The organism is Planomonospora sp. ID82291 (assembly GCF_015711645.1).
Lineage (GTDB): Bacteria > Actinomycetota > Actinomycetes > Streptosporangiales > Streptosporangiaceae > Planomonospora.
Window position 1 is genome coordinate 598,844 of record NZ_JABTEX010000004.1, and the last position, 23,842, is coordinate 622,685.

The window sequence follows — 23,842 nt, forward strand, 5'->3', positions numbered from 1 at the left end:
GGTTATCTGCGACCATGCATGAGAGATGTCCGTCTCAGACGCCGGTGGTCCTGCTGCGCCGTTCCAGCAGCAGCACGTCCCGCCAGACGCCGCGGTGGCGGCCGATGCGCTCGCGCACGCCCACGACCCGGAAGCCGAGCGCCTCGTGCAGGCGCAGGCTGGGGGTGTTCTCCGGGAAGACGCCGGACTGGATCGTCCAGATCCCGTTCTCCTCGGCGGCGGCGATGAGGGCCGCCAGCAGCGCGCGGCCGACGCCGCGGCCCCGGTGGCCGGGATGGACGTAGACGCTGTGCTCGATCACCCCGGCGTAGACGCACCGCGACGACACCGGTGAGGCGGCGATCCAGCCGGTCACCTCGCCGGTCGCGGTGCCGGTCGTGGTGCCGGTCGCGGTGCCGGTCGCGACGAAGCGCAGGTGCGCGGGCCGGCCCGCGGTGAAGTCCGGCCAGCTCGGCACGGCCGTCTCGAAACCGGCCTGCCCGCCGTCCAGCCCGGCCTGGTAGACGGCCAGCACCTGCTCGGCGTCGCCGTCGCGCATCGGCCGTACGGCCGGCCCGGGGCCCCGGGGCGGTCCGGTGATCGCGGATTCCCGGAGGGGGGCGGCGTCGTGGGTCATGGGGGAGTCCTCATCGGTGTGCGGGGGCGGCGGGGGCCGGGGCGGTGGGGGCCGGAGCGCCCATCACCACGTCGGCCGCGGTGGGGAAGCGGCCGACGCAGGCGTCGTTGATCCGGTACAGGCTGCTGGTGCCGCGGCGCTCGACCAGCACGAACCGCACCTCGGCCAGGATCCTCAGGTGGTGGGAGACGGTCGACTGGCCCACCCCGACCGAGGTGACGATCTCGCCGACGCTCATCGGCGCCCGGCGGCGGGCCAGCAGGGAGACGATCCGGACCCGGGTGGCGTCGGCCAGCGCCTTGAACCAGGTCGCGTACTCCTCGGCGGAGGAGCGGTCGAGTGGGACGGCGTTCTCATTCATCGCTCATCGACGATATTCGATGAATGATGGAGGCGCAACGCCGTCCCGCCCCGTCACCGGGCGGACGGCCGTTCTCCGGTCGCCCGGATCCCGGTCGCCCGGATCCCGGTCGCCCGGATCCCGGGCGCCCGGATCCCGGGCGGTCCGGATCCCGGGCGGTCCGGATCCCGCGCGGCCCGCCGGACCCCGCCGGACCCCGTCGGGTCAGCGCAGACGCTCGACGGCGATCCGCTCGTCGCAGAGCCGGTCGAGCAGCGCCGGCTCGTGACTGATGACGACCATGCCGAGGCCGCGTTCGCGGACGATCCCGCTGAGCGCGTGCCAGATCTGCGCCTGCGTGATCGCGTCGAACATGGCGGTCATCTCGTCGGCGACGAGATACCGGGTGGCGGGATGCAGCGCGCGGGCGATGCAGAAGCGCTGCAGTTCGCCTCCGGAGAGTTCGGCCGGCCAGCGGTCGAGCCACTCGCTCCTGATGCCGAGCAGATCGAGCGTCCTGCGGGGCACCGCGTGGGATTCCCGGAGCACCGAGCGCATCCGCCACTTGTGGTTGACCGCCCGTTCGGGATGCTGGTGGATCAGCTGCACCGGTCGGAACCCGCGCCGGGGCAGCGGGGCGCCGTCGACCGTGATCTCACCGGACCGCGCCCGGAGGTCGCCCGCCAGGAGGGCGCCGAGCGTCGACTTGCCGCTGCCGCTCGGTCCGGTGACGCCCACGACGCTACCGGCCTCCACCCGGAAGGAGGCGTCGCGGTACAGCGTCCTCCCGCCGGGATGGCCGTAACCGAGCCCGCTGACTACCAGTGCCACTCCACACCTCCGGCGGAGAATCGGTTCTGCGGCAGCGCGCGCCACAGATCGCGCGCGAAGGGATGGCCGAGCCCGTCGCCGTCCCCGGTGAAGGCGGAGGCGGACTCGACGGTGACGAGGCGCCCGCCGTTCATCACCGCCACCCGCTCGGCCACGGCCGCCGCCGAGAGGATGTCGTGGGTGATGAGCAGCACGGCGACCCCCTCCGCGGCGAGCTCGCGCAGGTGCCGGAGCACCTCTGCGACGGCCTCGGCGTGCAGGCCCGGGGTCGGCTCGTCGGCGATGATCAGCCGTACGGTGTCCCGGACGCTCGTGGCGAACAGCACCCGTCTGAGCATCCCCCCGGACAGCTCGAACGGGTAGAGCCCCGCCACCTCGTCCGCCAGGTCGTAGCGGGCGAACAACCGGCGTTGCTCCTGCCGCGCCGTCCTCGGATCGAGGCCGATCCGCACCTGCCTGCCGACGGGCATCAGCGGATCGAGGTTCGTCACCGACTGCGGGATGTAGGAGATCTCCCGGCCGAGCGTCCGCCGGCGCCTGGCGGCGGTCAGCCGCTCGCCCCGGAAGCGGATCTCGCCGGTGACGTCCGCGTTGCGCGGCAGGATGCCGAGGATCGCCTGCGCGAGCAGGGTCTTGCCGGACCCGCTCGCGCCGATGACCGCCAGGACCTCCCCCTCGCGGACCTCGAGGTCCAGGCCGGCGATGCCGGTGACCGTCCGCGTGCGCAGTCCTCCCGCGTACTGGACGAAACCGACGCCGAGCTCGGAGACCGTCAGGATCGGTTCGCTCATCCGGCCCTCACCCGTTCGACGTCGCGGGGTCGAGCACCGTGCGCACCCGGTCGCCGAGCCGCGCGAAGCCGAGCACGAGCAGCAGGAGCGCGAGGCCGGGGAACACCGCGAGCCACCACATGCCGCTGGAGATGTGCGGCATCCCCTCCGACAGGAGGATGCCGATCGCCGGCGTCTGCGGTGAGAAGCCGAACCCGAGGAAGGTGAGTGCGGCCTCGTGCAGGATCACGTGCGGGAACATGAGGACGAATCCGACCAGGAGTTGGGGCAGGACGAGCGGCAGGACGTGCCGGCGGGCGATGAAGAGCGGTGACCTGCCGAGACCGCGGGAGACGAGGATGAACTCCGCGCCGCGGATCTGCTTCACATCGGCCCTGACCAGCAGCGCGAGCGACATCCAATGGGTCAGCGCGATGCCCAGGACGATGCCCGGCACCCCACCGCCGACGGTGAAGGCGAGCAGGATCATGAAGATCAGGTGCGGGATGCCGATGGACAGGTCGATGAGCCAGGAGACGACGCCGTCGACCCGCCTGCCGAGGAGCGCGGCGCAGATGCCGAGCACCGCGGAGACCGCCGTGCTGATCGCCGCCGTGAGCACGCCGATCCCCAGGGAGAGCGCGAGTCCCTTCACCACTCTCGTGAAGAGGTCCTGGCCGAGGTGATCGGTCCCGAAGGGGTGCTCCACGCCCGGCGGAGACGACCGCGGCGCGGAGTTCGGCCGCAACGCGGCGTCGTCGAGGAGGAGATGGCCTGCGATGACGCAGACGACCAGGAGCACCACGACGGAGAGCGAGACGACGACGTCCCGGCGTGCGCGCAGGCGCGGGCGGGGGCGAGAGCGGGAGTGGAGGCGGGGATCGGGCGGCGCGTTCATGCCCTCCTCCGGATCCGCGGGTCGGTCGCGGCGTTGACGACGTCCGCGATCAGGTTCCCGGTGAAGACGAACAGCGCGCTGACCAGCACGATGCCCAGCAGCAGCGGGACGTCGCCGCCGAGCGCGGCCTCGGTCAGGGTGGAGCCGAGACCGGGGTAGGAGAACACCGTCTCGGCGAGCACCGACCCTCCGAACAGCTCCGCGAAGTAGGCGAACTGAAGGGTCGTCGCCGGAACCACGGAGTTCCGGAACCCGTGATTTCTGAAGATCTGCGCGGTGGTCTCGCCCCGTGCACGGGCGAATGCCACGTAGTCGCTGTTCAAGACGTCCGTCATCTTCTCGCGGGTGTGCATGGCGATGTTCGCGACGCCGACCGCGGACAGGGTGAGCGCCGGCAGCACGAAATGGTGGAGCCGCTGGGCGAACGTGACGTCCGTCGCCGGGACGCCCTGCGGTCCGGCCAGCCCCACGGGGAACCAGCCGAGCCACACGGAGAACACGACGAGGAAGACGATGCCGAGCCAGAAGGTGGGCGTCGCGGACAGGGTGTAGCTGTACCACGAGACGACCCGGTCCGCGAGCCGTCCGCGGTGCATCGCCGCGGCCACCCCGAGCAGGTATCCGAGCACCCCCGACATCGTCCAGGCGACGCCCATCAGTGCGAGCGACGCGCCGAAGCGGGCGCCCATCACGTCGAGCACGGGAGCCTTGTAGAGCGTCGAGGTCCCGAAGTCGCCCTGAACCAGGGTTCCGGCCCAGGCGAGGTACTGCTCGACCGGTGAGCGATCCAGGCCCCACTGCTCGCGGAGCCTCGCCAGCTGCTCGTCGGTGATGTTCACGTCGGCGCCGATGTACGCCTGGACCGGGTCGATCGGCGAGTTGCGGACGAGGACGAAGGCGAGCACCGACACCCCGATCAGCAGGGTCGCCAGACGCAGGAGCCGCAGCAGCACCAGCCTCGGCATGACGAGCGCCCTTCCGGTCGGCCGGAGGGTCCTCACTTCTGCCAGCGCCACTGGGTGAGGGTGGTGAACAGCGCCCACTCGTGCCCGTGGCCCTGGATCGGCTGTTCGCCGAGGTGCAGTCCGTCCCGGACGAGGTAGAGGTGGTCGATCCGGACGAGCCAGATGATCGGCGCGTCGCCGTCCGGCCCGGCGAAGCCGGTCTCGCCGTCCCACTGCGCCCGCTTCCAGTGCGTGTCCGCCTCGTCCTGGGTGGTCGCGGACAGCGCGCGGTCGAGGTGGCCGTCGACCGTCGGGTTGGAGTACTGCGGCATGTTGTTGTAGCCGGTGTCGATGACCTTCGACGAGTACATCGAGTACAGCTGGTGCGCGTGGTGGCGTCCGCCGCCCCAGGTCACGGCGTTCGCCTTGCCCTCGAGGTAGATGCCGTCCCACGTGCTGCCCTTGGTCGTGATCTGGATGCCGAGCGCGCGCGCCTGGTCCGCCACCACCAGCGCGAGGTCGCTGCGGAGCTTGTCGTCCGACGGGTACATCAGGGTGAACCCGGCCTTGCGCCCGTCCTTCTCCGCGATTCCGTCACCGTCGGAGTCGCTCCAGCCGGCCTCGGCGAGAATGCGCCTGGCGTCGTCGACGCGGCCGTCCTCGAAGGCCGCCTGCTCGTTGAACCACGGCAGGCCGTCGACGAGGGTGTGGGCCGGGCGGCCGTGGCCCTGCAGCACGATCTCGACGATCCCCTCGCGGTCGAGGCCGATGTTCAGCGCCCGGCGGATCGCCGGGTCCGCGGTCACGTCGTTGCCGACCGCGACGTCGTTGCCCTGGATCTTGCCCTTGCCGCCGGCCGGCAGCGTCGGCAGGGACAGGCCGCGGGAGTCGACGGTCGCGAAGCTCTGCAGCGTCATGCCGGCGATCCGCTGGCCGGCGAAGGTCGGGGGGACGTACGCGATGTCGACGGTCCCGGCCCTGGCGGCGGCGAGGGCCGCGTCCTCACCGAGGAAGAGGAAGGTGAGCTTGGTGAACTGCGGCCGCCGCCCGTACCAGTGGGGGTTCGCCTTGAGGATGAGCTGCTGTCCCTGCTGGTGGTCGACGACGGTGTACGGGCCGGAGCCGATCGGGTTCTTCGAGTAGTCCGCGCCGTAGTGCTCGGCGGGCAGGATCGGGATCTCCGAGAGCTGGCTGACGAAGGTCGACCGCGGTTCCTTCAGGTGGAACTCGACGTGGGACCCGTCGGTGGCGGCGATCCGGTCGACGAACGTCAGGTCGAATCGCGTGCCGTCCTTCTTCAGCGTCTCGTAGGTGAAGACGACGTCCCGGGCGGTGACCGGCTCGCCGTTCGACCAGCGGGCGTTGTCCCGGAGCGTGAAGCTCCAGGTCTTCGCGTCGTCGCTCACCGAGTACTCCGACGCCAGGTCGCCGACGAAGTCGACGTCCTCATCGACGGTGAGCAGCGAGCTGTGGATCGGCCGGATCTGCGCGGGCCGGGAGCCCCAGCCCTTCAGCGGGTCGAACTCGCCGCCGGCGATGTCGCCGACGGCGATGACGAGCTCGGTGCCGCGGCGCTGCGGTCCGCCCGGGGACGACGCGCTCTCGCCGGTCCGGCCCCACCGCGTCGTGACGCCGACGGTCACCCCCACGACCACGATGAGCGCCAGCGCGGCGGCGATCCATGCGCGCCCGGCCTTGCGGGGCAGACGTTCCTCAGCTTGAGACAAGGGAGTGACCTCGGTTTCTCGCGGTTGTCCGGGCGGGATCGCTGCCGGTGAACGGGCAACGGCGAGTCACTGTAGTGATAATCGTTATCGTTATTCAAATTGGGCCGACTCCGTGCGGCGGCGGGATCCGCAGTCGCGCAGTCGCGCAGTCGGGTGGTCGCGGGTGCCGCAGGACGGCGCCACCGTTCGAGGGCGGAGACGGCGGCCCGTCCGGTGGCGCCGGCGAGGAGGCCGTCACCGTTGCCGCGATCGGGCACGGCGGCCGGGACTCCCGGCGACCGGCGCATCCGCCCGGGCGTGGGATCCTGGGCGGATGGCGGTTGGGTGGTCCCGGCGGGAGATCCTCGTAGCGCTCAGGAGGCGCCTGCTCCGTGCGGGTGCGGTGACGGACGGGTACGCCGGCGTGGACGTCGTCGCGGAGCCGGACGCCATGCTGGTGGTCTTCCGCTGGCGGCGGGATCCGAACACCTACGCCGTCGAGGTCGGCTTTCCGGCGAGGCCCGAGAGTCCGGTGACCGGCGAGCCGTTGGACTCGGCGGATCAATGGGCCGCGGACGTCGAGCTTCACCGAGACCTCCGGAGGATGCCCCGGCCTTCAGGCCGGGGAGGAATCCGGACCCCGCCAGGGGCGGCCCGGCGAAGCCGGGACAGCCCAAAGCACGAAGCGCGCACACGTCCTCCCATTCGCTTACGGATCATGCTGCGTTTCGGTAAGATGAAAACATGCGCACGGCGTACAAGGTGCGGGTCTACCCCACCTCCCACCAGGCGGCGGTGCTCAACCGCACGTTCGGATGCGTACGCCTGGCCTGGAACAAGGTCCTGGCGTGGCGGCACGCCCGCTACCACACGCAGGGCGTGAAGACCTCCTACGCCGAGACCGACCGGTACCTGACCGCGCTCAAGCGCGAGCCGGAGCACGGGTTCTTGTCCGAGGTGTCCTCGGTGCCGCTTCAGCAGGCGCTGCGGCACCAGTACACGGCGTTCGTGAACTTCTTCGCCGGGCGCACCCGCTACCCCCGCTACAAGTCCCGGCACGGCAAGCAGTCGGCCACCTACACCCGTTCGGCGTTCCGCTGGCGCGACGGGCGACTGCACCTGGGCAAGATGGACGGCCCGCTGATGTTCGTGTGGTCCTGGCCCGACATCGACGTGACCACGCTGAACCCGACCACGGTGACCATCTCCCGCGACCCGGACGGCCGCTGGTACGCCTCCCTGGCGGTCGAGACCAACGCCGAGCCGGAGCCGCTGCCCGCCACCGGCCGGGCCGTCGGCGTCGACCTGGGCGTGAAGGACTTCGCCGTCACCAGCGACGGCGAGCGCATCCGCAACCCGCGTCACCTGGAGCGCAAGGCCCGGAACCTGGCCCGCTACCAGCGCCGCATGGCCCGCAAGCAGCGCGGGTCGAACAACCGCGCCAAGGCCAAGGCCAAGGTCGCCCGCACGCATGCGAAGGTCCGCGACGCCCGGCGGGATTTCCTGCACAAGGCCGGCACGCGGCTGGTCCGCGACCACGACGTGATCGCGATCGAAGACCTCAACGTGCGCGGCATGGTCCGCAACCGGTCCCTGGCCCGCGCCATCTCCGAGTGCGGGTGGGGTGAGTTCCGCCGCCTGCTGGAGTACAAGTGCGAGCGGTACGGCCGCCGCCTGGTCGTCATCGACCGCTGGCACCCCACGTCCAAGACCTGCAGCGCGTGCGGGCACCTGCTCGCCGGGCTGTCGCTTTCCACCCGGCACTGGACGTGCCCGACCTGCCGCACCCGGCACGACCGGGACATCAACGCGGCGAAGAACATCCTGGCCGCTGGTCAAGCGGTGTCTGCCTGTGGAGCTGACGTAAGACATTCCGGGTCCTCCCGGGTGCGGTCGGCGGTGAAGCAGGAAGCCCAGTCCGCGAGGACTGGAATCCCCCGCCTTTAGGCGGGGGAGGAAGTCAACTCATGGAAGAACTCGACACCGGGCTGGTCCACCGGAGCCGCCGCGTGATCCGGGACGGCCGCGTCGTGCTGGACACCCGCGACGCCCCGGACGTCTGCCCCGCCGGGTTCTCCATCGGCCCGGTCCCGTCCGACGGCGATCCCCCCTTCCCCGGGCCGTCGCGGAGGAGGACCTGGAGGGGTCTCGCCGCCCTCCGGGGCCGTCACCGGCACCGGTTTCCGCCGGCCGGAGCCGGCCACCGGCTGGCCGAGGCGGGGATGGACGTGACCGTTCCCCGGCGATCGATCGCCGAGGGCCGGCTCGCCTGCTGGCTGCAGGCCTGCGTCGACGACGACCGCGGGGGACATCCCGTCGGACACGCGGTCGCGTCCTGGGAGGACGAGCGGCGCACCACCGCCCGGCTCGACCTCGTGCGCATCCGGCCCGGCGTCCCGCCGGAGGTGCGCGGCGCACTGGTGCGTCTCGCGGTCCGCACGGTGACCGAGGACGGCGCTTCGCGCACGGTCACCGCGATCGACGTGCCCGAACTCCACGGACTGGGGTTCCGGCCCGGGCCCGGCGGCCTCCTGCGGGACGGCCGCGAGCACGGGTAGGCCGGACGCCCGGCGTCGCAGGCGATCAGGCGGGCGTCATCCGGCGTGGGCCAGGCGTTCGGCCCGGGCTTTCATCCCCAGCAGCATCTTGCGCTCCATCACCAGGCTGCCCGGCTCCATGACCATCATGGTGACCAGCCGCCCGAGCGGGCCGGAGTCCGGGGCCGCGATCCGGTTGCGGCTGATCAGCCTCGTCGCCCGGCCTTCGGGGTGGAGGACGAAGGCCCACACCCAGTTGCCGTCCTCGGACCGGAACACCAGCGCCCGTTCCGGATCCACGATCTCCGCGCGCATCCGCGGCCCGGTCGTCCCCAGCGGAAGGAGGTCGCCGGCCCGGAGGTCCTGGAACTGCGGCAGGATCTCGTCGGCGCTGTGCATGTCCAGGCCGAAGAGGTTCTCGATCCAGTCGTAGGTGTAGGCGCCGCCGCGCCCGCTGCCCATCTGCACCAGCCACGGCCAGATCGCGCCGGGCGGCGCGTCGACGGTGACGGCGCGGGTGGCGATCAGGCCGGGAGCGGGCAGCAGGTCGTCCCCGGGCAGCGCCTCCCGCGCCTCCTCGGGGGTGGCTCCCCAGGTCAGGCACCATCGGCGCAGCAGCAGCGGGTAGAGCGCCGCGGCGATGCCGGCGGTGAGCAACCCGGCCCGGACGGACGACCTCAACACGTTGTCCATCCCGGCCTCAGAGGGGTGCGCCCGCTCGGGAGCCCTCGGGTGCGCCGGTCAGCGTCTCGACCAGGTTCGTGAGGCGGGCGAGGCGGATCTCCAGTTCGTGGATGCGTGCCTCCAGGACGGCCGTGGACGGGGGCTGGTAGGTCAGGGCGATCTGGCGGGCCATCTCTGCTCCTCTTCTCCGGTCGGGGCGGCGCCGGGACGCGGGGTGCGCGTCCGGAGCGGTCCCGTCGTCGCGTGCGGACGGGTCGTCCGTGCCTCCAGTGTCGGCGCCGGCCGGACCGCCGGCTACGGCCGATGGGCCCGCGGTCATGGGCCGACCGGCCCTGGTCGCCGGGTGAGGGGAGAGCTGTGATGGGGGAGAACCCAAGGAAGGGTAAAGGAGGAAGGCCATGTCCGATCCCGTGATCGTGGGCACCGATGGTTCCGCCGCCGGTTCCGCCGCCGTGGAATGGGCCGCCGACGACGCCGCACGCATGCGTGCTCCGCTGCGCATCGTCTTCGCCCTGGACCGCTCGCCGTACCAGATTCCGAGGTTCTCCGCCCCCGAGTGGGGCGACGCGCTGATCCGCAACGCCGAGCGGGTCCTGGCCGAGGCCGAGGCCCTCGCCCGCGGGCGGCGGCCCGAGATCGAGGTCACCACCCGGGTGGTCGAGGGGGCGCCCGCGGTGGTCCTGCGCGACCAGGCCGCGGACGCCACCGAGATCGTGATCGGCAGCAGGGGCCTGGGCGGTTTCGCCGGAGCCGTGCTCGGCTCGGTGAGCATGCACGTGGCCGGGCACGCCCGCGGGCCCGTGGTCGTCGTCCACGACGGGCCGCGGACCGCGCACGGGGAGGTCGTCGTCGGTATCGACGACTCGCCGGAGTGCGATCCCGCCCTGGCCTACGCCTTCGAGCAGGCGGCGCTGCGCGGCGCCGGGCTGCGGGCGGTCTACGCCTGGCAACTGCCGGTGCACGTCTACGCCCCGGAGATCGTCTACGACATGGACGAGATCCGCCGGGCCCAGCACGAGGTCGCGGCGGCCAAGCTCGAATCGTGGCGGGAGACCTACCCGCAGGTGAAGGTGGTCGAGGACGTCCGGCCCGGGCATCCGGTCGAGGCGCTGACCGCGGCGTCGGAGCAGGCGGACCTGGTCGTCGTGGGTTCCCACGGCCGGGGCGCCCTCGGGTCGCTGGCGCTGGGCTCGGTCAGCCGCGGGGTCCTGCACCACGTCCGCGGCGCCGTCGCGGTGGTCCGCGCGCCGCGCGCCTGACGCGCGGTGGCGGCCGGTCGGCGCGGTGTCACAGGGCGATGGTCCTCGCGGGGGGTGACGTTCGGCCCGTGCCGGGGCCTGCCCGCAGGTGTGCGATGAGGGAAGAGCGCGGAGATCTCAAGGAGAAGCGATGAACATCGAGACCGTGACCGCCGAACAGGTGATGAGCCGGGTCCTGGTCACCATCACGCCCGAGGAGTCGCCGCTGATGGCCTGGGAGCTGATGCGCCGTGCGGGCGTCCACCACCTCCCGGTGATCGACGCCCAGGCCCGTCCCCTGGGCATCCTCACCCGCCAGGACCTGGCCGACAACTGGTCCGGCGGCCCCGCCGAGCAGTCCCGCCGCCAGGTGCACAGCCTGCTCGGGCGGGTCAGGACACCGCACGCGCGTCCCGGTCACTCGCTGGCGGAGGCGGCGGCGGCGATGCTCGACGCCTCCTGTGACGCGATCCCGGTCGTCCGCGAGGACGGCCGCCTGATCGGGATGATCACCACGGTGGACGTCCTGGCGGCCGTGGCGGGCCGTACCGTCGTCGGTGAGGGGGCGGGCGAGCTGCGGACCGCGCTGTTCCGCATCGAGCCCGTGCCGCTCCCCACCGGGGAGCGGTCATGACGCGGTCGCACCGGCGCCGGCGCGACCTCTCCGGCCGGCGGCGGGCGGTGATCCTGACGGCGGCCTCCATCGAGCTGTCGCTCACCGCCACGGCCGCCGCCGACCTGTGGCGCCGGCCGGCGGAGCGGGTCCGGGGGCGCAAGGCGCTGTGGTGGCCGCTGCTGCTCGTCCAGCCCTTCGGCCCGATCGCCTATCTGGTGCTGGGCCGCGTCCCGTCGTCCCGGTGGCCCGGCCGGGCGCCGGGCGGGCGGGCCGCAGGACCCGCGGCGGGGTGGCCGCAGGGCAGGAGGTCCCGCGCCGAACGGGACGTTCCGCCCTGTCGGGCGCGGAACCCGCACCGGATGATGAGGATGTGGACGAGCCCGCCCGGGCGGCCCGCATCCGGGCCCCCACCCTCCCCGCGGCGGCTCGCTTCCGATGGATCCGCGTCCGGCACCGGCTGCCCAGGCCGGGTGGAGTGAGAGGAGACCGGCCATGTCGATCGAGGTCAGAGATGTGATGGGACGCGTGGCGATCGCGGTGCGGCTGGACGCGACCTTCGCTGAGATCATCGCGGCGATGAAGCGCTTCGCGGTCGGCGCGGTCGCGGTGGTGGACGCCGACCGGCGCCCGGTGGGCGTGGTGTCGGAGGACGACCTGCTGCTCAAAGAGGTGGACCGGGTACGGCCCGGCATCGCGATCTTCGGGGGCGCGAAGCGCCGGCAGGAGCAGCGCAAGGCCGCGGGGGTCACCGCCGCCGAGCTGATGACGAGCCCGGCGATCACCGTGACCCCGGGCGCACCGGTTCGTGACGCCGCCCGGCTGATGCACGACAGGAGGATCAAGCAGCTGCCGGTGATCGATCCGGTCACCGGCCGGATCATCGGCACGGTGCACCAGCGGGACCTGCTGCGGGTCTTCTCCCGGCCCATGGGGGAGGTGCGCGCCGAGATCGACGCGGTCGTCCGGGACGTGGCCGGGCTCGCCCCCGACGCGCTGTCGATCGAGGTGCGCGACGGGGTGGTCACGGTCGGCGGCGTCGTCGAGCGCACGTCCCAGATCGCCCGCCTGGTCGAGGCGATCGGCCGGGTGCCGGGCGTCGTCGCGGTCGTGCCCGAGCTGGTCTGCCCGCGCGAGGAGCTGGCGGTCACCCCGCCCCTCTACTAGCCGCTCCACGGAAGAATGTCGGTTCTGTCCGACAGGATGCCCTTATGAATGACGCCCCCGCCACCCCCGTCGCTCCCGCCCTCACCGTTCTCGCCGACGAGGCCGCTTACGCCGCCGCCGTACAGCTCGCGGTCGACGCGGCCGCGACCTACTACGGTGACGGCACCTCCCCGCTCGACGACGACGCCTACGACCGGTTGGTGCGCGGCATCGAGGCCTACGAGGCCGGCCACCCCGACCAGGTGCTGCCCGGCTCGCCCACCGGCAAGGTCGCCGGCGGCGCGGTGACCGGCGATGTGCCGCACACGGTGCCGATGCTCAGCCTGGACAACGTCTTCGATCCCGCGGGGCTGGAGCGGTGGGCCGCGGGCCTGGAGCGCCGCCTGGGCCGGGAGGTCACGGCGTGGAGCGTGGAGCCCAAGCTGGACGGGCTGGCGATCTCGGTCCGCTACCGGCGCGGTCGCCTCGTCCAGCTGGTGACGAGGGGTGACGGCGCCGCCGGCGAGGACGTGAGCCACGCGATCGGAACCGTCGTGGGCCTGCCCGGGACGCTCACCGAGCCGGTCACGGTGGAGATCCGGGGCGAGGTGATGATGACGGCCGCGCAGTTCGCCGACGCCTGCGCCAAGCGGCAGGCCCACGACGGCACGACGTTCGCCAACCCGCGCAGCGCCGCCGCCGGGACGCTGCGGGCCCAGGACCGGCCGTACGCGTGCGAGCTGACGTTCTTCGGCTACGGCGCGCTGCCGCTGCCGCCCGGTGACGCCTCCGACCTGGCGGACCGGCTGCGCACGCTGCCGCACAGCCGGATCATGGACCAGGTCGCCGCCTGGGGCGTGCAGACCACCGCGGCCACCCCGGTGGCCGGCGTCGTCGCCGCGACCGTGCCGGAGGTCCAGGCCCGCATCACCGAGATCGCCGAAGCACGCGCCACGCTGCCGTTCGGCATCGACGGCATCGTCGTCAAGGCCGACCTCGCCGACGACCAGGCCCGGGCCGGGTTCGGCTCGCGGGCGCCGCGCTGGGCGATCGCCTACAAACTCCCGGCCGTCGAGAAGATCACCAAGCTGATCGCCGTGGAGTGGAACGTCGGCCGCACCGGCATCATCGCCCCGCGCGCCGAGCTGAAGCCCGTCGAGATCGACGGCAGCGTCATCACCTACGCCACCTTGCACAACGCGGCCGACATCACCCGCCGGGGCCTGATGCTGGGCGATCACGTGACCGTGTACAAGGCCGGAGACATCATCCCGCGCGTGGAGGCCCCGGTCGTGCACCTGCGCACCGGCGACGAGCAGCCGATCGCCTTCCCCGAGGTCTGCCCGAACTGCGGAGCCGCCATCGACACCGGCCAGGAGCGGTGGCGGTGCGTGCGCGGGCGGGCCTGCCGGGCGCTGGCCTCCATCACGTACGCGGCCGGCCGCGACCAGCTCGACATCGAGACCCTGGCCACCTCCCGCATCCAGCAGCTGCTCGATGCGGGGTTCATCACCGACTTCGCCGACCTGTTCACCGTCACCCGCGAGCAGCTCCTCACCCTGGAGCGGATGGGCGCCACCAGCGCCGACAAGCTGCTGGCCGCCGTCGAGGCGGCCAGGAGCCGGTCGCTGAGCCGGGTGTTCTGCGCCCTGGGCGTGCGGGGGACCGGCCGGTCGATGTCACGGCGGATCGCCCGTCGCTTCGGGACGATGGAGGCGATCCTGGCCGCGACCGCCGAGGACCTGCGGGCCGTCGACGGCATCGGCCCGGAGAAGGCGCCGGTGGTCGTGGAGGAGCTCGCCGAGCTGCGTCCGCTCATCGACAAGCTGGTGGCGGCCGGGGTGAACATGACCGAGCCCGGCGTCGTCCCGGCGACCGCGAGCGGGACCGCCGACGGTGCGGCGGCGGGGCCGGTCGCCGAGCCGCCGCTGGCGGGCATGTCGGTGGTGGCCACCGGGACGATGACCGGCCCGCTGGCGGAGCTGTCGCGCAACCAGGTCAACGAGCTGATCGAGCGCGCCGGCGGCAAGGCCTCCTCCAGCGTCTCGGCCAGAACCGGGCTGCTGGTGGCGGGGGAGAAGGCGGGATCCAAGCGGGCCAAGGCCGACGACCTGGGCGTGCGGATCGTCACCTGCGAGGAGTTCGCCGCCCTGGTCGCCGACTTCCGGTGACCTCCGCGCGCCGCCCTTCCCGGCCGTCCCGGCCCGGCCCGGCCCGGTCCGGCTCCTCGGCGTCGACGGCGTGATCGGTGTGATCGGCGTCATCCGGCCCGGTGGCCGGGGAGACGTCCCGCGTCGAGGGGCCGGCCGCTCCGGCGGTGAGGTCTACCGCCTGCGCGGGGCGCCGGCTTCGGCGTCGCCTCGGGCGGCAGCGCCGGCTTCGGTGTCGCCTCGGGCGGCAGCGCCGGGTCGGCGGCGGGACCGCTCGGCGGTGACCGGGTCCTCCCTCGCCGGTCCGGGGCGGGACGGCGGTGCGGAGTGCGTCGAGAGACGGAGAAGGTGCAACGCGGCCTCGGAGGGCGAACCCGATTCGGCGCTGTAGGCGATGATCCGCTGTCCGGAATCTCCGGGTATGAGAAGGTTTTCGAAGTAGAGTTCCATCGGGCCGACGACCGGGTGGTGGAAGCGCTTGACCCCCGAGGTGCACGTGCGCACCGGGTGCCGGGCCCAGCGCGCGGCGAACTCCTCGCTCTGGATGACGAGCCGGCCGACGAGCTCGGCCAGCCTGCGGTCGTCCGGATGGCGTCCCGCCGCCAGGCGCAGCGCGGCGACGGCGAGCGTGGCCTCCTGGGGCCAGTCGGGGTAGAGCTCGCGGAAGTGCCCGTCGAGGAAGAGCAGCCGGACCAGGTTGGGGCGCGCGGCCGGGTCGCCGGGGGCCGCGGAGTCGAGGTGACCGGCGAGCAGCGCGTGGCCGAGCCGGTTCCAGGCCAGGATGTCGTTCCTGCGGTCCAGCACCAGGGCGGGCGCCTCGGTCATCGCGTCCAGCAGCCGTCGGGCCGAGCGGCTCGCGTGCTCGGGCCGGGGCGGGGCGGGTCGCACGGACGCCGACGGCCGGGCGAGACGTTTGAGATGGGCCGTCTCGTCCCCGGTCAGCCGCAGGGCGCGGGCCAGCGCGTCGAGTACGGCGTCGGATGCGCCCGCCGACCGCCCCTGCTCCAGGCGGGTGTAGTGGGTCACGCTCACCCCCGCGAGCATCGCGAGTTCCTCGCGGCGCAGACCTGACACGCGACGGCGCGTGCCGTACGCCTTCAGGCCCAGGTCCTCGGGACGCAGCCGCGCCCGCCGGCTCTTGAGGAAGTCGCCCAGTTCTCTCGTCCTGTCCACGCGTTCCATGATGCGCGCCGGGAACGGCGGAGGGGCGGCGGAAGCCTGGTCGGAAAATGACCACCCTTCCGGACACCGGTCTGATCCCGGTTCTGGCCGGTCGCGGGGCGGCGGATGAGTCTTCTCTCCTGCGGTAACCGAGAGAAGGGATCACCTACCCATGTCGACCACCGACGCCACCGACGCCACACGCACCGTGGGCGGTGCCGGCACCAGCGCCGGCACCGCCGACGCCGTCGACGTCATCCGTGCTTCCGGCGCCGGGACCGCGCCGCCGGGCGCGCCCCGGCGGCTCACCCCCCGACTGCTGCTGGTGCTGGTCGTCCTGCTGGCCGCCCAGTTCATGCTGGCCGTGGACTTCTCCATCCTCAACGTGGCGCTGCCGGTCATCGGCGAAGGGCTGGGGTTCCCGCTGGCGCGCCTGCAGTGGATCGCCACCGCCTTCGCGCTCTGCGCCGCCGGGTTCACGCTGCTGTTCGGCAGGTTGGCCGATCTCTTCGGCCGCCGAAGGATCTTCCTGGGCGGACTCGCCGTCCTGGGCGCCGCCTCGCTGATCGGGGGCCTGGCGCAGAGTCCGGAAGCGCTGATCGTCGCCCGCGTCCTCCAGGGGCTGGCCACCGCGGCGGTCACCCCGGCGGGGCTCTCCCTGCTGACCACGTCCTTTCCGGAAGGCCCGCTGCGGGAGCGGGCGCTCGGCCTCAACGGCGCGCTGATGTCGGCCGGTTTCACCACCGGAGCCGTCCTGGGCGGGCTGCTGACCGACCTGCTCTCCTGGCGGTGGGCGTTCTTCGTCAACGTGCCGGTCGCCGCGGCCGTGCTCGTCGCCGCCCCTTTCGTGATCAAGGAGTCCAGGCCGGAACACCGGCCGAGGCTGGACGTGCCCGGCGCGGTCAGCGTCACCCTCGGCCTGCTCGCCGTCGTCTTCGGGCTCACCCAGGCCGGAGAGCACGGCTGGGGCACGGCCGGCGTCGTCGTTCCGCTGGCCGCGGGCGGGCTGCTGCTGGTCGTGTTCCACGTCGTCGAGCGCCGGTCCGCCGCGCCCCTGGTGCCTCCCGCGGTGCTGGGCAGGCGCACGGTCGCATGGGGGAACGTCGCCGGGCTCATCGCCTTCCTGACCGAGACGTCCCTGGTCTTCCTGCTGACGCTCTACCTGCAGAACGTGCTGGGCTTCTCACCGCTGGCGGCGGGGCTCTCCTTCGGCGTGCTCGGCGTGGGAACCGTGATCGGCGGCTCGATCGCACCGAAGGTCATCGGAAGGATCGGCGCCCGCCCGGCGCTCGTCACCGGAGGGCTGGTGCAGGCGGTCTCCACCGCAGCCCTGCTCGGCCTGAGGGACGAGCGCTCCTGGATGTGGCTGCTGCTGGCGGCCACCTTCGCCGGCGGTGTCGGCAACATGCTGGTCATCGTCGGATTCATGGTCACCGCCACCTCCGGCCTGCCCGACCACGAGCAGGGGTTGGCGACCGGGCTGGCCACCATGACCCAGCAGGTGGGCATCACCATGGGCACCCCGATCATGAGCGCGATCGCCGCGTCGGCGATCACCGGGACCGCCGTGCCCGCCGTGCTCGGCGGTCTGAAGGCGGCCATCGCGGTGAACGCCGCCATCGTGCTGCTGGGGGTCCTCACCACCCTGATCTTCCTGCGCGGTCGGACCCCCCGCCGCCGCCGGGGGTGACGGGACGCGCGAAGACGATCGGCGGGCGGTCCGGTACGACACTCCCGCGGAGACCGTGCGGTGCGCCGTGCCGGGGCCTGCCGACGCCCCTCTCTGTCAGACCGCCGCGGTCGGCGACGAGGCCGGGGGACGCCCGGCCTCGTACAGCCCCTTGACGAACGCGCGCCCGCGCCCCTGCTGACGCTCCGGGAACGGGGTCAGTACCGGAAGGAGGCGACGATCTCCTGCAGCGCGCCGGACATGTCGGTCAGTTCCGTCGAGGCACCCAGCGCGGCGTCGGCCTCACCGGTCGTGGCGGCCGCCGTCTGCGCCACGTCGGCGATGGTGTCGGCGATCCGCTGGGATCCGCCGGCCAGTTCGCCGACGCTGCGGTTGATCTCCTTGCTGGTGGCCGACTGCTCCTCCACCGCGGCGGCGATGGTCGACTGGATCTCCGACACGCGCTCCACGATCTGGGAGATCTCGGTGATCGCCTGGGTCGCCCGCCCGGTCTCGTCCTGGATGGAGGCGATCTTGGAGATGATGTCCTCGGAAGCGCGGGCCGTCTCCTGCGCCAGGTCCTTCACCTCGCCCGCGACGACCGCGAAGCCCTTGCCCGCGTCCCCGGCGCGCGCGGCCTCGATGGTCGCGTTGAGCGCGAGCAGGTTGGTCTGCTCGGCGATCGAGGTGATCGTCTTGACGATCTGGCCGATCTCCGCGCTGGCCTCCGACAGGTGACCGACGGTCTGGGAGGTGACCCGGGCGCTGGTCACGGCCTCGGCCGCCACGCCCGCCGCCGCGGAGGTGCCGCGGGCGATCTCGTCGATGGCGGCGTTCATCTCCTCGGCCGCCGCGGCCAGGGCCGTGACGTGGCTGGAGACCTCGGCGGCCGAGTGCGACACCTCCTCGGCCTTGCCGCTGGTGACGGAGGCCTGGACGTCCAGGCGCTCCGACAGCGACGACAGCTGGCGGCCGGAGCAGGTCAGGGCGTCGGTGCGCTCGCCGACGCCGGTCAGCGCCTCGCGCATCGCGCCGCTCGCCCGGTTGAAGGCCCGCGCCATCTCCGCGATCTCGTCGTGCCCGTCCTCGGGCAGGGTCTGCGACAGGTCGCGCCGGGCCAGGGTGCGCAGCCCGTCGACGACCCGCCGCACCGGGCGCACCACGCTGGCGGTGATGAGGTAGGTCAGCCCGACGGCGATGACCAGGGCCAGGCCCACCCCGATCAGCAGCACGGTGCGCGTCTGCTCGGCGACGTCCTCGGCCTCGGCCTGGGCGGCGTCCGCGCGCTGCTTCACCGAGTCGATGAGCGCGGTGGTCGACTCCAGGATCTCGTAGTAGGCGTCGTACCCCGGACCGACGATGAGCGCGTTGCCCTCCTTGGTCCCGGCGGGGCTGTCCTTGCGGAAGTGGGTCACCACCTGGCCGTCGTAGTCGAGGAACGTCCGGAAGCTGGAGGTGATCTTCTCGAACAGGGCCTTCTCCGCCGGCGACAGGTGCTGCACGTGCACCGCCGCCAGATCCTTCTCCAGCGCCGCGGCCGAGTCCAGGAAGCCCTTGCGGTTGGGTGAGCCGTCCTCGGTCGCGGCGGTGCCGCCGATGAAGGGGACGTCCCACGCGTAGGCGACCTGCCAGCCGCTGACGTCCGCGTCGCGGAACTTCAGCTCCATGACCTGCCGGGTGAGCCCCTGCATCTGCCCCACCCGCTCGGTGACCTCCTGCTGGGCGGCGGACTGGCTCAGGCCCATCACGGCCATCCCGGCCAGCAGGGCGCACAGGATGCCGAAGGCGACGAGGAGCCGGGTGCGCAGGCGCACGGAACGCAGCAGGGTGATCATGAGAGGCCTTTCGAGTCAGGCGATACGCCTCATATCGGCGACCCGGGCCACCGCCTGAGTGAACGGATTCTTGCTCTGTTCCTCAGCCGGCCCGCCGGTCCCGCCGCGGGCCCCGGTACGCCAGCCGCGGCGGTTTCCCGCCGAACAGCTCGGTGACGGTGACGAACCGGTAGCCGCGCGCGGAGAGGCGCTTGAGCACCTGCGGGATCGCCTTCACCGTCGTGGGGTGGATGTCGTGGAACAGGATGACGTCTCCCGGATCCACCGCCCTGACCGCCCTGCGCGCCACCGCGGAGCGGTCGCGGTGCCTCCAGTCCTCGGTGTCCACGCTCCACAGGACCACGGGACGCCCGATCCGCCTGCGGACGGCGGCGTCGTGGGCGCCGTACGGCGGGCGGACGGTCGCCGGCGTGACGCCCGCCGCCTTCTCGACGGCCCGGTCGGTGCGGGCGAGCTGGGTGCGGATCGCGGCGGCCGGCAACCTGGTGAGGTCCGGATGGGACCAGGTGTGGTTGCCGATCTCGTGCCCGGCCTCGACCATCCGCCGTACCGCGCCGGGGTGCTCGGCGACGTTGCGCCCGACGACGTAGAAGGTGGCGCGGGCGCGGTACTCGGCGAGGTGGCGCAGCAGCGTGCCGGTGTGCCGCCCCGGACCGTCGTCGAAGGTGAGGGCCACGCACATGACCCGGCGGCAGTCGGGGGATCCCTGCGCGGCGGGCGTCCGCGGGCGGACGGTGGGTGCCTGCGCGGATGCGGTGGGCTGTGCGGATGCGGGTGCCTGCGCGGATGCGGTGGGTTGCGCGGACGGGGCGGACGCCTGCCGGGACGGAGCCCCGGACGCGGGGGAGCCGGTTCCCGGTGGTGGCGACGGCGACGGCGAGGGCGACGGCCGTGCGGCCGGGGCGGCGTGGGCGACCGGAGCGGCCAGGGAGCCGGTTCCGCCGGGCGGCCCGCTCCCGGCGGAACCGGCTCCCTGGCCGGTGGCGCACGCCGCCGTCAGGACGGTGACGGCGAGCACCCGTGCGGGGTTCCACCGCGTGCCGGCCCGAACCGGCCGGTACGGCCGCGCCGCGTTCTTCGTCGACTCGCCGGTGACACCCATTCCGCACGCTCCAGCTCTCCGTGAACGGTCTCGGCGCCCCGGTGGAATCGGACCGTTCCATCCCGTTCGACGACCGCTGCGCGCAGATGGTTCGGAACGGATTCGCCTCGGGGCGGCGCTCTCCGGAGGCCGGTGCCCTCCACCGCGGGGGTGGGTTCCCCGACGCCCTGCGGCCCTGTCGCCCTATGGGGTTTGACGGGCTTGATCATCCACAAAAACCGGATAATCAGCAGCGTTAACGGTGTTGGACCTGCCGGCCGGGCGAACGCCAGGCTTGCGCCATGTTCGTGAAGCGATACGCCGAACTCCTCGCCTCTCCCGGGAGCGCCGGGTTCACCGGCACCGGACTGCTGCTCCGGCTGCCGTTCATGATGAACGGCGTCTCCACGATCATGCTGATCGCGCAGTTGCGGGGTTCCTACGCGATGGCCGGAGCGGTGGGGGCCTCCGCGCTCGCCGCCGGGGTGGTGACCGTGCCCTGGATCAGCCGCCTGATCGACCGGCGGGGCCAGCTGCGCGTGGCGGTCCCGGCCGTCCTCAACTGGGTCTTCTGGTCCGCCGTGCTCCTGATCTGCTGCCGCTCGGGCGCCGCCGAGTGGACGCTCTTCGCCGCGGCGATCCTCTCGTCGACCTATCCGAACGTGGGCGGGCTCAGCCGCGCGCGGTGGGCGGAGCTCCACCGTGACGACCCCGCCTCCCTCCACGTGGCCACATCGCTCGAGCAGGTCATCGACGAGGTCGCCTTCGTCATCGGCCCGGTCCTGGCGGCGGCGCTCTGCGGCCTGCTCCCCGAAGCGGGCCGGGCCGCGGGGATCGCGCTGGCCCTCGTGGGCCTGGTCTGCCTCTCCGCGCAGCGCGGGACCGAGCCGCGTCCGGCCCCGGGCGGGAAGGCGTCCGGTTCGTCGCTGACGCATCCGGGGATGCGCGTGCTTCTCGTCGTCTTCTTCGGCACCGGGATCCTCTTCGGGGCCCTGGAGATCACGACGGTGGCGGCCACCGAGGCCTGGGGGGTCCCCCTCGCCTCGGGGTTCGTGCTGGCGCTGCAGGCGGCCGGCTCGGCCGTGGCGGGACTGGCGCTGGGCGCCGCCGAGCAGGGGGGCGAGACCGCCACCCGGTTCCTGCGGGGGCTGGGCGGAATGGCGCTCTGCGTCTCGCTCCCCATCGCCGCCTGGAACCTGCCGAGCCTCGCCCTGCTGATGTTCCTGGCGGGGACGGCCACCGCGCCCACCATGATCAGTGGCATGTCGCTGCTCCAGCGGATCACTCCCCGGTCGCAGCTGAGCGAGAACCTGGGGATCGCCGTCGTCGCCATCTCCACCGGCATCGCCGCCGGGTCCGCGCTGACCGGTTCGATCATCGAAAGCCTGGGGGCGCAGACCGGTTACCTCCTGCCCCCGGCGGCCGCGGCGCTCAGCCTCGCCGTGGCGTTCGTCGGCCGGTCCCGGCTCCGCCCGGCCGCGGCGTCAGCCGGCGGACGAGAGCGGTAGCAGGGCCTCGTCCTCCGCGGGCAGCCACGTCCCCGGCGGGCGGAGCAGCCACCCGCCCGCCCGGGCGAGTTCCTCGGTGACCCCGCGGATCGCCTCCAGACCGGGGTGGTCCAGGGCGGGGTGATGCACCAGCCCGAGCAGGTGCAGCGGCACGGGGGCGACCAGCGGACGGAGCACCGTCCCGGGGATGTGCGGCCCGTCCACGGTGGAGAGCACCGGATGGGGATGGCGGCGCATGTGGTGGGCCATCTCGTCGGTCCCGGCGGGAGCCGTCCACCCCGGTGCCGGCAGGACGCCGAATTCGGCGAACAGCCGAGCGGCCATGTCGCTCCACTCGGGGGTGCGCGGGTCCTCCGCGCAGGCGCTGACCTCGACGCCGCGCACCAGGGCCATCGGGATCTCCGGGAGCCCCGCCAGCGGATGGCCGTCCAGGACGATCAGGGCGAGCGGCTGCAACCGCACCGGATGGTGGACGAGAGCCCGGCGCACCGGCGGACCGAGTCCGGCGAACCGGCCGAAGGAGACGTCGAGCCGGCACGTGACCAGGTCTGCGGCGGCCGCCGTGAGCCCGCCGTAGAAACGCGCGATGAACTCCAGCTCGGGCGCGGCGGCCCGTACCGCGGCCAGGAACCGCTCGGTGAGCATGCCCGGGCTGTTGAGGTCGGCCAGGAACGGGCGGCCGGGGGAACCGGCCGCGATCTCGTCGTGGAGGGCCAGCAGCCGGCGGGCACGGGGGAGCAGCCGCTCCCCGTCGCCGGTCAGCACGACCCGGCGGGTGCTCCGGGTGAACAGCGCGTAACCGAGCAGCCGTTCCAGCTGGGCGATGTCCCGGGAGAGCGCCTGCTGGGCGAGGTACATCCGAGCCGCGGCCCGGCCGAAGTGCTGTTCCTCGGCCGCTGTGACGAACACCCGGAACAGCCGCGGATTGATGTTGATCGGCACGGTGCGGAATGGTACAGGGAGACGGAAACGATCTTCCGTGGTCTCCGTGCGGCCGTCCTCGGCGCCGGTTCCGGCGTCAGGCGGGGACCAGGCCGTACTCGTCGGCCAGCAGCTCGAAGGAGCGCAGCCAGGCCCGCCTGTCGGGGGCCGCGGAGACGACGATGAGCTCGTCGGCGAGGGCGTGCTCGGCGAACCGGCCGAGGTACTCCGTCACCTCCGCCGGGGTGCCCACGGCGGAGTACCGGGCCATCTGCAGGATCTGCCGCCCGGCCGGGGAGGCGAGGACCAGGTCGGCCTCCTCCGGGGTGAACGTCCGGCCCCGCCCGAGGAACAGGCCCACCCGCCGGCGCTTGGCCTCCAGGAACTGCTCCTGCGCCTCCTGCGCGGTGTCGGCCGCGATGACGTTCACCCCCGCGATGACGTACGGCTCCCGCAACTGCGCCGACGGGGTGAACTCGCGCCGGTACAGCGCGACGGCCTCCTCCAGGGCGTCCGGGGCGAAGTGGGAGGCGAAGGCGTACGGCAGGCCGAGCGCGGCGGCGAGCCCGGCCCCGAACAGCGAGGAGCCGAGGATGTAGAGCGGCACGTCGGTGCCCCTGCCCGGGGTCGCGTCGACGCCGGGGATCCGGGACTCGCCCGTCAGGTATCCCTGCAGCTCCAGGACGTCCTGCGGGAACCCGTCGGCCGCGGCGGGGGTGCGGCGCAGGGCCCGCATGGTCTGCTGGTCGCTGCCCGGCGCCCGGCCGAGACCGAGGTCGATGCGGCCCGGGTGCAGCGTCTCCAGGGTGCCGAACTGCTCGGCGACGGTCAGCGGGGAGTGGTTGGGCAGCATGACGCCGCCGGCGCCGAGGCGGATCGTGCGCGTGTGCGCGGCCACGTGCGCGATGAGCACGCTGGTCGCCGAGGACGCGATGGACGGCATGTTGTGGTGCTCGGCGTACCAGATCCGCCGGTAGCCCCACTCCTCGGCCCGCTGCGCCAGCGTCACGCTGGCGCGGAAGCTGTCCTGGGCGGTCTCCCCCTCGCCGATGTGGGCCAGGTCGAGGATGGAGAGCGGGACGGTCATGGAGGGGCGCCTTTCACCGGGCGGGGAGGACGCGGAGCCGGCCCCGGAGACCCCCGCCGTCTCGGGACACGCTCTGCAACAGCGGTGGCGGGGCGGTTATTTCCGCC

Annotated in this window: 23 protein-coding genes; 9 read left to right on the forward strand and 14 right to left on the reverse strand. The window is 73.0% G+C overall.

What is annotated here, in order from left to right; genetic code table 11:
• Positions 1-34: 34 nt before the first annotated feature.
• The 7 genes from HS045_RS27105 to HS045_RS27135 all read right to left on the reverse strand — a co-directional run bounded on the left by HS045_RS27105 (position 35) and on the right by HS045_RS27135 (position 6,126).
• On the reverse strand, positions 35-616 hold the full coding sequence (locus HS045_RS27105; protein WP_230884840.1) for a GNAT family N-acetyltransferase: 582 nt from the start codon (positions 614-616) through the stop codon (positions 35-37).
• Between the two features lie 10 nt (positions 617-626).
• The gene (locus HS045_RS27110) at positions 627-977 is read right to left on the reverse strand and encodes a helix-turn-helix transcriptional regulator (RefSeq protein WP_196454297.1); all 351 of its coding nucleotides are present in this window, start codon (positions 975-977) and stop codon (positions 627-629) included.
• A 204-nt stretch (positions 978-1,181) separates the two neighbouring features.
• Positions 1,182-1,787: an ABC transporter ATP-binding protein gene (locus tag HS045_RS27115; RefSeq protein WP_196454298.1), complete on the reverse strand. Its 606-nt coding sequence runs from the start codon at positions 1,785-1,787 to the stop codon at positions 1,182-1,184.
• Complete coding sequence (locus HS045_RS27120) at positions 1,775-2,578, reverse strand: ATP-binding cassette domain-containing protein (protein ID WP_196454299.1); 804 nt, start codon at positions 2,576-2,578, stop codon at positions 1,775-1,777. Before HS045_RS27120 ends, HS045_RS27115 begins: the two co-directional genes overlap by 13 nt.
• A 7-nt stretch (positions 2,579-2,585) precedes the next feature.
• On the reverse strand, positions 2,586-3,455 hold the full coding sequence (locus HS045_RS27125; RefSeq protein ID WP_196454300.1) for an ABC transporter permease: 870 nt from the start codon (positions 3,453-3,455) through the stop codon (positions 2,586-2,588).
• Positions 3,452-4,420 (reverse strand): ABC transporter permease, encoded by a 969-nt coding sequence (locus HS045_RS27130; RefSeq protein ID WP_196454301.1) that lies wholly within the window; start codon positions 4,418-4,420, stop codon positions 3,452-3,454. The genes HS045_RS27125 and HS045_RS27130 overlap by 4 nt, the downstream gene beginning before the upstream one ends.
• Before the next feature lie 32 nt (positions 4,421-4,452).
• On the reverse strand, positions 4,453-6,126 hold the full coding sequence (locus HS045_RS27135; RefSeq protein WP_196454302.1) for an ABC transporter substrate-binding protein: 1,674 nt from the start codon (positions 6,124-6,126) through the stop codon (positions 4,453-4,455).
• Between the two features lie 723 nt (positions 6,127-6,849).
• On the opposite strand from HS045_RS27135, the gene HS045_RS27140 reads away from it, so the two are divergent.
• Together HS045_RS27140 and HS045_RS27145 are read left to right on the forward strand one after the other, a co-directional pair.
• Positions 6,850-8,052, forward strand: coding sequence for an RNA-guided endonuclease TnpB family protein (locus tag HS045_RS27140; protein ID WP_196454303.1), 1,203 nt, complete (start codon positions 6,850-6,852; stop codon positions 8,050-8,052).
• A 20-nt stretch (positions 8,053-8,072) separates the two neighbouring features.
• On the forward strand, positions 8,073-8,663 hold the full coding sequence (locus HS045_RS27145) for a hypothetical protein (protein ID WP_196454304.1): 591 nt from the start codon (positions 8,073-8,075) through the stop codon (positions 8,661-8,663).
• Positions 8,664-8,699: 36 nt separating this feature from the next.
• On the opposite strand, the gene HS045_RS27150 is transcribed toward HS045_RS27145, so the two are convergent.
• Both HS045_RS27150 and HS045_RS27155 read right to left on the reverse strand, forming a co-directional pair.
• Positions 8,700-9,335 carry a hypothetical protein gene (locus HS045_RS27150; RefSeq protein ID WP_196454305.1) on the reverse strand — a complete coding sequence of 212 codons (636 nt, stop codon included), beginning with the start codon at positions 9,333-9,335 and terminating at the stop codon, positions 8,700-8,702.
• 7 nt (positions 9,336-9,342) lie between these two features.
• The gene (locus HS045_RS27155) at positions 9,343-9,498 is read right to left on the reverse strand and encodes a hypothetical protein (RefSeq protein WP_196454306.1); all 156 of its coding nucleotides are present in this window, start codon (positions 9,496-9,498) and stop codon (positions 9,343-9,345) included.
• A 226-nt stretch (positions 9,499-9,724) separates the two neighbouring features.
• Here HS045_RS27155 and HS045_RS27160 point away from each other — a divergent pair, with 226 nt between their 5' ends.
• The 5 genes from HS045_RS27160 to ligA all read left to right on the forward strand — a co-directional run bounded on the left by HS045_RS27160 (position 9,725) and on the right by ligA (position 14,494).
• Positions 9,725-10,585, forward strand: a complete 861-nt coding sequence (locus HS045_RS27160; protein WP_196454307.1) for a universal stress protein — start codon at positions 9,725-9,727, stop codon at positions 10,583-10,585.
• A 130-nt stretch (positions 10,586-10,715) separates the two neighbouring features.
• Positions 10,716-11,198, forward strand: coding sequence for an HPP family protein (locus HS045_RS35940; RefSeq protein ID WP_196454308.1), 483 nt, complete (start codon positions 10,716-10,718; stop codon positions 11,196-11,198).
• The gene (locus HS045_RS27170; protein ID WP_196454309.1) at positions 11,195-11,659 is read left to right on the forward strand and encodes a PLD nuclease N-terminal domain-containing protein; all 465 of its coding nucleotides are present in this window, start codon (positions 11,195-11,197) and stop codon (positions 11,657-11,659) included. The genes HS045_RS35940 and HS045_RS27170 overlap by 4 nt, the downstream gene beginning before the upstream one ends.
• Before the next feature lie 13 nt (positions 11,660-11,672).
• Positions 11,673-12,344, forward strand: a complete 672-nt coding sequence (locus HS045_RS27175; RefSeq protein ID WP_230884841.1) for a CBS domain-containing protein — start codon at positions 11,673-11,675, stop codon at positions 12,342-12,344.
• Positions 12,345-12,388: 44 nt separating this feature from the next.
• Positions 12,389-14,494: an NAD-dependent DNA ligase LigA gene (gene ligA, locus HS045_RS27180; RefSeq protein ID WP_196454310.1), complete on the forward strand. Its 2,106-nt coding sequence runs from the start codon at positions 12,389-12,391 to the stop codon at positions 14,492-14,494.
• A 153-nt stretch (positions 14,495-14,647) separates the two neighbouring features.
• On the opposite strand, the gene HS045_RS27185 is transcribed toward ligA, so the two are convergent.
• Positions 14,648-15,655 carry a helix-turn-helix transcriptional regulator gene (locus tag HS045_RS27185; protein WP_196454311.1) on the reverse strand — a complete coding sequence of 336 codons (1,008 nt, stop codon included), beginning with the start codon at positions 15,653-15,655 and terminating at the stop codon, positions 14,648-14,650.
• A 151-nt stretch (positions 15,656-15,806) separates the two neighbouring features.
• Between HS045_RS27185 and HS045_RS27190 the strand changes: the two genes are divergently transcribed.
• Positions 15,807-17,324 (forward strand): MFS transporter, encoded by a 1,518-nt coding sequence (locus tag HS045_RS27190; protein ID WP_196454312.1) that lies wholly within the window; start codon positions 15,807-15,809, stop codon positions 17,322-17,324.
• Positions 17,325-17,521: 197 nt separating this feature from the next.
• Here the strand turns inward: HS045_RS27190 and HS045_RS27195 are convergent, their stop codons facing one another.
• Entirely contained in the window at positions 17,522-19,138 is a 1,617-nt protein-coding gene (locus tag HS045_RS27195; RefSeq protein WP_196454313.1) for a methyl-accepting chemotaxis protein, read from the reverse strand.
• Positions 19,139-19,220: 82 nt separating this feature from the next.
• On the reverse strand, positions 19,221-20,240 hold the full coding sequence (locus HS045_RS34990; protein ID WP_230884842.1) for a polysaccharide deacetylase family protein: 1,020 nt from the start codon (positions 20,238-20,240) through the stop codon (positions 19,221-19,223).
• Positions 20,241-20,521: 281 nt separating this feature from the next.
• On the opposite strand from HS045_RS34990, the gene HS045_RS27205 reads away from it, so the two are divergent.
• Complete coding sequence (locus HS045_RS27205; RefSeq protein ID WP_196454314.1) at positions 20,522-21,727, forward strand: hypothetical protein; 1,206 nt, start codon at positions 20,522-20,524, stop codon at positions 21,725-21,727.
• Here HS045_RS27205 and HS045_RS27210 read toward each other — a convergent pair.
• Together HS045_RS27210 and HS045_RS27215 are read right to left on the reverse strand one after the other, a co-directional pair.
• Positions 21,704-22,669, reverse strand: a complete 966-nt coding sequence (locus tag HS045_RS27210) for a LysR family transcriptional regulator (RefSeq protein WP_196454315.1) — start codon at positions 22,667-22,669, stop codon at positions 21,704-21,706. The genes HS045_RS27205 and HS045_RS27210 overlap by 24 nt on opposite strands.
• A gap of 76 nt (positions 22,670-22,745) precedes the next feature.
• The gene (locus tag HS045_RS27215) at positions 22,746-23,735 is read right to left on the reverse strand and encodes an LLM class flavin-dependent oxidoreductase (RefSeq protein ID WP_196454316.1); all 990 of its coding nucleotides are present in this window, start codon (positions 23,733-23,735) and stop codon (positions 22,746-22,748) included.
• Positions 23,736-23,842: the final 107 nt, after the last annotated feature.